The organism is Longimicrobiaceae bacterium (assembly GCA_035936415.1).
GTDB lineage: Bacteria > Gemmatimonadota > Gemmatimonadetes > Longimicrobiales > Longimicrobiaceae > JAFAYN01.
In genome coordinates, this window is the sequence record DASYWD010000283.1 from 1 (window position 1) to 1,997 (window position 1,997).

General features: G+C 75.5%; 3 protein-coding genes. All 3 read left to right on the plus strand.

All coding sequences use genetic code 11. From position 1 onward, the window contains the following. Nucleotides 1-376 (plus strand): glycogen-binding domain-containing protein (locus VGR37_11450; protein ID HEV2148008.1); only part of this gene is annotated, 376 nt, incomplete at its 5' end. Nucleotides 377-429: 53 nt separating this feature from the next. Next, nucleotides 430-1,530, plus strand: a complete 1,101-nt coding sequence (locus VGR37_11455) for a glycogen-binding domain-containing protein (GenBank protein ID HEV2148009.1) — start codon at nt 430-432, stop codon at nt 1,528-1,530. Between the two features lie 98 nt (nt 1,531-1,628). Next, a partial coding sequence (locus VGR37_11460) for a hypothetical protein (protein HEV2148010.1) occupies nt 1,629-1,997 on the plus strand: 369 nt, incomplete at its 3' end.

Genomic DNA, 1,997 nt, shown 5'->3' on the forward strand with positions numbered 1-1,997 from the left:
GGCCGGGGCGATGCTCGCCGCCTTCGCGGTGGTGCGGGTGCCGCAGCTCGCCGGGCCGGCCACGCAGCCGCCGGTGCTGGTGGCCTCGCGCGACGCGGGCGCCCCCACGGTGTACGTGCAGTTCCGCCTGGAGGCGCCGGACGCGCGGGAGGTGGCCATCGCGGGCACGTTCACCGGGTGGGAGCCCCGCGAGGTCCTGCGCGAGACGGAGCCCGGCGTGTGGTCCGCGCTCATCCCGCTCCGGCCGGGGGTGCACGACTACGCCTTCGTGGTCGACGGGCAGGAGTGGGTCCCCGACCCCAACGCGATGCACGTGGCCGACAGCTTCGGCGGAACCAACAGCCGCATCTCGCTTCCCCCGCCCGGCTCCGCATGACGGCAAGGTTTCCCCGCGCGGGGAGGAGCGTGCTCCTCCCCGCGTTGTTCTGTATGCTGCTCCTCCTCCCCACGACCGCTTCCGCGCAGTGGGTGGTGGACGCGGCGGCGGGTCGCGCCCTCTACGACCCGGTGGGCCAGCGGGTCGGCGCCGTGAACGTTTCGCTCGGGGCGCGCTACCAGGGACACGGCCGCTGGACGTACCTGGCCGGGGGCACCGACCTGGGCTCGCTGGGGCTGAGCTGGGGCGCCGGGGGGCTGGGCGGCCGGCTCGGGCTCCTCCGCCGCGGGGACTGGGAGCTGGGGGTGAACCTGGGCGGCCACCTGTACGGCTACTCCGAGTCCCACTACCAGGTGAACGTGGGCGGGCGGCTGGTCGACGTGGAGGAGGAGGCGGACTGGGGCGCGACGCTGGAGGCGGTCCCCACGGTCTCCCTCCGTGGCGAGCGCCTGGAGGTGGAGCTGCGCTCGGGGGTGGTGCAGACCATGGGTCCGTTCGAGGGTGAGCTCCTGGCGGTCGCCGCCTACGACGGCGGCGCCCGCGTGGCGGTGACGCCCTCGGCGGGGGTCCAGCTGGAGGGGGTGGGGCGCTACATGCACTTCCCCGAAGGGGGCTACCCGTACGCCGGGGGCTCCCTGCGGCTGTCGCGCGGGCCGGGCGCGGTGTGGGCCTTCGGCGGGAGCTGGTTCGCGGACACGACCGCACTCCCCGCCCCGCAGCTCGGCTACGGCGTGGGGGCGAGCGTTTCGGTGGGGCGGGGGGTGGAGGTCACCGCCGGGTGGCAGCAGGAGTCCAGCGAGCCGCTCTACCTGAGCGCTCCGCGGCGGACCTGGAACGTCCGGGTGAGCCGCACCCTGGGGCGGCCGGCGCCCCTGTCCGCCGTCCTCCCCCCCGTCCCCGCGGAGGGGACGGTGGCGATCCGCCTCCCCGCGTCGGCGGCGGAGTCGCCCCCTTCCGTGCTGGGCGACTTCACGGAGTGGAAGCCGGTCCCGATGGTCCGGAGCGGGGAGTTCTGGGTGGTGCACCTCCCCATCTCCTCCGGCGTGTACCACTACGGCTTCCGCACCGCGAAGGGGGAGTGGGTGCTCCCCCCGTCGGTCCGCCGCGTGGACGACGGGATGGGGGGCGAGTCGGCGGTGCTGGTGGTCCCGTGATACCGAACCGGACGAATTGTGACGGCGCGCCGCCCTGGCTCGTCTCAAGTGCAGGGCTCCATGGGGGAGCCGTTCCCGTCCTGCAAAGGAACCGTACGATGAAGCGGATCCTGTTCGCCGCCCTCCTGCTCCTGTGCGCGCCGCTCCCGGCGCTCGCGCAGGATGTGGCGAGCCCGGCACAGCGGATCGAGGCAGCCAGGAGGACCGCGGAGTCCGCGGGGATCCCGGCGTCGCTCCTGGAGAACAAGGTGGCCGAGGGCCGCGCCAAGGGGATTCCCATGGCGCGGATCGCGGCGGCCGTGGAGCAGCGGCTCGCGCTCCTCACCCGGGCCCGCGACGCCATGGCCGGCGAGGTGCGCGGCCCCCTGGCCCCCACCGACCTCCGGGTCGGGGCGGACGCGCTGGCCGCCGGCGTGAGCCCGGAGACCCTGGGGACCCTGGCCCGCAGCGCTCCCGGCGACCGCCGC